The sequence below is a fragment of the Thermomonas sp. genome, assembly GCF_025993755.1.
Classification (GTDB): Bacteria; Pseudomonadota; Gammaproteobacteria; order Xanthomonadales; family Xanthomonadaceae; genus Thermomonas.
On the sequence record NZ_JAMQHN010000033.1, the window covers coordinates 1 to 4,926 of the forward strand.

6 protein-coding genes are annotated in these 4,926 nt (G+C 66.3%); 4 read left to right on the plus strand and 2 right to left on the minus strand.

Going from position 1 to position 4,926, the window contains the following annotated elements; genetic code table 11:
* Both Q0X16_RS02725 and Q0X16_RS02730 read left to right on the plus strand, forming a co-directional pair.
* Window positions 1-818: mechanosensitive ion channel domain-containing protein (locus tag Q0X16_RS02725; protein ID WP_297830371.1), on the plus strand; the 818-nt coding region annotated here is incomplete at its 5' end.
* A 110-nt stretch (window positions 819-928) separates the two neighbouring features.
* Entirely contained in the window at window positions 929-1,417 is a 489-nt protein-coding gene (locus tag Q0X16_RS02730; protein WP_297830373.1) for a TerB family tellurite resistance protein, read from the plus strand.
* Here the strand turns inward: Q0X16_RS02730 and Q0X16_RS02735 are convergent.
* The gene (locus tag Q0X16_RS02735) at window positions 1,407-1,952 is read right to left on the minus strand and encodes a DUF488 domain-containing protein (RefSeq protein WP_297830375.1); all 546 of its coding nucleotides are present in this window, start codon (window positions 1,950-1,952) and stop codon (window positions 1,407-1,409) included. The two genes, Q0X16_RS02730 and Q0X16_RS02735, sit on opposite strands and share 11 nt — an antisense overlap.
* A gap of 123 nt (window positions 1,953-2,075) precedes the next feature.
* Between Q0X16_RS02735 and Q0X16_RS02740 the strand changes: the two genes are divergently transcribed.
* Complete coding sequence (locus Q0X16_RS02740; protein WP_297830377.1) at window positions 2,076-2,870, plus strand: ferredoxin--NADP reductase; 795 nt, start codon at window positions 2,076-2,078, stop codon at window positions 2,868-2,870.
* 62 nt (window positions 2,871-2,932) lie between these two features.
* Here Q0X16_RS02740 and Q0X16_RS02745 read toward each other — a convergent pair whose 3' ends face one another.
* A complete protein-coding gene (locus Q0X16_RS02745; protein WP_297830379.1) occupies window positions 2,933-3,421 on the minus strand; it encodes a glutathione peroxidase in 489 nt (162 codons plus the stop codon).
* Between the two features lie 195 nt (window positions 3,422-3,616).
* On the opposite strand from Q0X16_RS02745, the gene Q0X16_RS02750 reads away from it, so the two are divergent.
* Window positions 3,617-4,926 (plus strand): M3 family metallopeptidase (locus Q0X16_RS02750; protein ID WP_297830381.1); only part of this gene is annotated, 1,310 nt, incomplete at its 3' end.

Consider the following 4,926-nt stretch of genomic DNA (forward strand, 5'->3'; position numbering starts at 1 on the left):
ACCCCTACATGGAGGGTCTGCTGCGCAACACCGTCCATATCCTGATCGGTCTGGCCGGCGTGCTGGTTGCACTCGACCTGCTGGGCGCCACGTCGCTGGTCGGTGCGGTGCTGGGTTCGGCCGGCGTGGTCGGGCTGGTGCTGGGTTTCGCGTTCAAGGACATCGCCGAGAACTACGTGGCCGGCGTGCTGCTGAGCATCCGTCAGCCGTTCGCACCCGGGGACAGCGTGGGCATCGACGTCCATGAGGGCAAGGTCATCGCGCTTGATTCCCGCGCCACGGTGCTGATGACGGCCGAAGGCAACCACCTCCAGCTTCCCAACGCACTGGTGTTCAAGTCGGTCATCCTCAACTACTCGCGCAATCCGCAGCGTCGCTTCGATTTCGACGTCATGGTCGGGCACGGCGCTTCCCTGCACACCGCGCTGGACGAAGGCATCGCCGCCATCACCGCCATCGATGCCGTCCTCGCCGATCCCGCGCCCGACGGCTGCGTGCTGCGCCTGGACAACGACGGCGCGGCGCTGCGTTTCACCGGCTGGATCAACCAGACCCGCAGCGACCTGTCGCGCACCCGCAGCGAGGCCATGCGCCGGGTTCGGCGGGCGCTGCGGCAGGCCGGCATCGTGCCTCCGGAGGCCCGGACCCGGGTGAATCTGGTGCGAAGCGACGACCTCGGATCGCTTCCTGGCGAGAACGGACGCGCACGCGATACCTCGGTCGACCATACCCTGGATGCACAGGTCGATCGCGCGCAGCGGGCGGCAAACGTGGGCAATCTTCTGGAACCCGCGGCGACGCCCGCCGACGGCACCTGACGGACATCGCGGGAACCCGGTCACGAAACCCGGCAAACGCCCTCCGGCCCCCTTTTCAGCAGGCCCGAAGTAGAGCAGGATGGAGCCGGGTCAATTCGGGAACGGGGATCATGGCAGAAAACGACAAGCACTCCGGCATGCGAGGCGTCTTCAACGACATCCGCCTGTTGCTGAGCGACATGCTCGGGCTGGGCAAGCCGGACGCCGAGCGCAGGATGACCATCGAGGTCTTCTTCGGGATGATGGGCTACGTTGCCAAGACCGACCGCCTGGTCAGCAGCCACGAATCGAATGTCGCCAATGCCGTGATGGACGAGATCGAGCTGTCGCTGGCCGAGCGCGAGATCGCCTCGATGGCATTCGATCGCGGGATGAGCCGAAACATCAATTCCAACGCGGAATTGCTGCGTTTCACCGACACTTACAAGCCCGGCTCCGAGCAGATCGATCGCCTGTTCGACATCCTGGTACGGCTGGCCGCTTCCGATGGCCGTCTGCACGAGCGCGAATACGAGGCGCTCAAGGGGATCGCCAAGAGTCTCGGGCTGCCGGGCACCGCGGTCGACAACAAACTGGCGCTTTACACGATCAAGCGTTGACCGGCGGCAAACCCGGGTAACGCAGGACGTCGTCGACCAGCACCGCACCCGGCTGCAGGGCGTTGCGCGTGCGTTTGCCCGCGCCCATCAGGTGCTCGACTGTCCAGCCGCGTGCGCTGAAGTCGTCGGCAATGATGCGGCGATGGCAACGCCACCACACCGCCTCCGCACACATCACGCAGGTACGTCGTTCCAGCGCCAGCGCCATCAGTTCGGCACGCCCCTGCCGGTATTCGTCGCTGGCCAGGTGATCGGCATAGGCACGGAAGGCATCGACCCGCCAGCCGGCATTGGTCGATCCGGCAACCGGCTTGCGCCGTCCGCCCAGCGTCGGCAAGGCGCGGTACTTGATCCCGGCCGCGGCCAGCGCCGCCGGCATGGCGTCGCGGGAATACTGCGGATTGCGCCGCGAGCCGGCGAAGCGACGGACATCGACCAGCACTTCGATTCCCGCCTCGTGCAGGATGGCCACGAAGTCCGGCCACGGGCGGGTCGAATGCCCGATCGTCCACAAGGTGCGCAGCGGCTCCGCCATTCCCGAAGCATGCGCCCGCGCCGGTCGAATCGCGCTTCACGCAGGCGATTTTGCTCAGGATCAAACCTCGATGTTGCGCCGCGTCGTAAAATCCCCATTCATCCAGCACGAATCCCCACGCGCATGGCCGCCCCTTTCGGCACCGAAACGGTGCTCGACGTCCGCCACTGGACCGACTCCTACTTCAGCTTCACCCTTACCCGCGACGACGGCTTCCGTTTCGACAACGGCCAGTTCGTCATGATCGGGCTGGAGGTGGACGGCAAGCCCTTGATGCGCGCCTACTCGATCGCCAGTCCCAACTGGGACGAGCAGCTGGAGTTCTTCAGCATCAAGGTTCCAAACGGACCGCTGACCTCGCGCCTGCAGCACATCCAGCCGGGCGACATCCTGCTGGTCGGCCAGAAGCCCACCGGCACCCTGCTGATCTCGGACGTGCATCCGGGCCGCAACCTCTATCTGCTCGGCACCGGAACCGGGCTGGCGCCGTGGCTGGCGATCATCCAGGATCCCGCCACCTACGAACGCTTCGAACGCGTGGTGCTCTGCCACGGCGTCCGCGAGGCGAAGGACCTGGCGTACCGCGACTACATCGAACGCGAACTGCCGCGCCACGAGTTGCTGGGCGACCTGTTGCGCGAACGCCTGCTCTACTATCCGGCGGTCTCGCGTGAGGCTTTCGAGTACAAGGGCCACGATCACCGCGGCCGCATCACCGATCACCTCGAGCAGGGCCGGATCCCGACAGCGCTCGGGCTGGACCCGCTCGATGCCGCCCACGACCGCGCGATGGTCTGCGGCAGCCCGCAGATGCTGGCCGACTTCCGCCGCATCCTCGACGCGCGCGGCTTCAACGCGTCGGCGCGGATCGGTTCCGCCGGGGAATACGTGTTCGAGCGCGCCTTCGTCGAGAAATAGCGCTCCCCGCCCGGAAGCTCGCGTTCCAGCCGCCTGGCGCCGGATACGCTTCCGCAGAACCCTCAGCCGAGCACTGCCTCGACCGCACCGACCAGCGATTCCGGCTTGTCGGTCGGCGCATAGCGGGCGACGACCTGGCCATCGCGGCCGACCAGGAACTTGGTGAAGTTCCACTTGATCGCGCCGATCCCGAGCAACCCGGCTTTCTGCGCCTTCAACCACTTCCACAGCGGATCCGCGCCGGCTCCGTTGACCTCGACCTTGGCGAACATCGGAAAGCTCACGTCGTAGGTCAGCGAACAGAAACTGCGGATTTCCTCCGCATCGCCCGGCTCCTGATGGCCGAACTGGTCGCAGGGAAAGCCCAGCACCACCAATCCGCGCTTGCGGTAGTTCTTCCAGAGCTGCTCCAGGCCGGCGTATTGCGGAGTGAATCCGCATTTGCTGGCCACGTTGACGATCAGCAGCGCCTTGCCGCGCCACTGCTCCAGCGCGCAAGCCGTCCCATCCAGCGCAAGCGCCTCGAAATCAAAGGCCGTCGTCACCGCCATCGCAACCTCCTCGCAGGCCGTCCGTCCGGCCCGAACAACGCGATCCGCAGCAGCATCGGACCACCCGCCCGTGCGCCGGAAAACCGCGATGCGCTACTCTAGCCGTCTTCAGCCGGCTTCTCCCGAATATCCATGAACCTCTCGTCCCCCGGACTCCTTGCCTTTGCGCTCGCCGTCGCCTTCGGCAGCAACCCGATGACACTCCAAGCCCAGACCCCCGCCCCCGCCTCCACTACATCCACTGCATCCACTGCATCCACTGCATCCACGCCAGCCTACAGCGGTCCGTTCGCCGCCCCCAGCCCGCTGGACCTGAACTTTCCGCAGTTCGACCGGATCAAGGACAGTGACTTTGCGCCCGCCTTCGACTACGGCATGGCACAGCAGCTGCGCGAGATCGACGCCATCTCCAACAGCCCGGAGGCGCCGACCTTCCAGAACACCGTCGTCGCGCTGGAGCGCAGCGGCCGCCTGCTCAATCGCGCTACCAGCGTGTTCTTCAACTTCGTCGCCAGCGACAAGACTCCGGCACGGGCCGCGCTGGAAGTCGAGTACGCACCGAAGTTCGCCGCCCACCGCGACGCGATCGCGCTGAATCCGAAGCTGTTCGCCCGGATCAAGGCGCTGTACGACGCCCGCGCCACGCTGGGGCTGGACGCCATCGACCTGCGTCTGCTGGAAAAACGCTACCAGGACTTCGTTCGCGCCGGCGCGGCACTGGGCGATGCGCAAAAGACGCGCATCCGCGAGATCAACACCGAGCTTTCACAGCTGGGCACGACGTTCGACCAGAACGTGCTGGACGAGGTCAACGCCTCGGCCCTCGTGGTCGACAGCCGCGACCAGCTGGCCGGCATGAGCGACGAGCAGATCGCCGCCGCCGCCGAGGCCGCGCGCGCGCGCGACCTGCCTGGCAAATACGTGATCGCCCTGACCAATACCACCGGCCAGCCGGCCGAGGCACAGCTGCGCGACCGCGCCCTGCGCGAACGCCTGCACCAGGCCTCGGTCGCCCGCGGCAGCCGCGGCGGCCAGTGGGACAACACCGGCGTGGTTTCGCGCATCCTCAAGCTGCGCGCCGAGCGCGCCCGCCTGCTCGGTTTCGATACCTACGCCAACTTCATCCTCGCCGACGAGACCGCCGGCAATCAGGACATCGTCAACCGCATGCTCGGCCAGCTCGCGCCCAAGGCGCTGGCCAACGCCCGCCGCGAAGGCGCCGACCTGCAGGCGATGATCGACGCCGAGCAGCAACGCGCCGGCCGGCCAAGCTTCCAGCTGGAACCCTGGGACTGGGCGTATTACAGCGAGAAGGTGCGGCAGGCCCGGTACGATTTCGACGAAAGCCAGCTCAAGCCCTATTTCGAGCTGAAGAACGTGCTGGAAAACGGCGTGTTCCATGCCGCCACCCAGCTCTACGGCATCACCTTCAAGGAACGCACCGACCTGCCGAAATACCATCCGGACACCTGGATCTACGAGGTGTTCGACACCGACGGCAGTCC

What these genes read in the sequence shown, in the direction of transcription:
- Q0X16_RS02730 (WP_297830373.1), top strand. Translation starts at nt 929, where the DNA reads ATGGCAGAAAACGACAAGCACTCCGGCATGCGAGGCGTCTTCAACGAC.
- Q0X16_RS02735 (WP_297830375.1), bottom strand. Translation starts at nt 1,952, where the DNA reads ATGGCGGAGCCGCTGCGCACCTTGTGGACGATCGGGCATTCGACCCGC.
- Q0X16_RS02740 (WP_297830377.1), top strand. Translation starts at nt 2,076, where the DNA reads ATGGCCGCCCCTTTCGGCACCGAAACGGTGCTCGACGTCCGCCACTGG.
- Q0X16_RS02745 (WP_297830379.1), bottom strand. Translation starts at nt 3,421, where the DNA reads ATGGCGGTGACGACGGCCTTTGATTTCGAGGCGCTTGCGCTGGATGGG.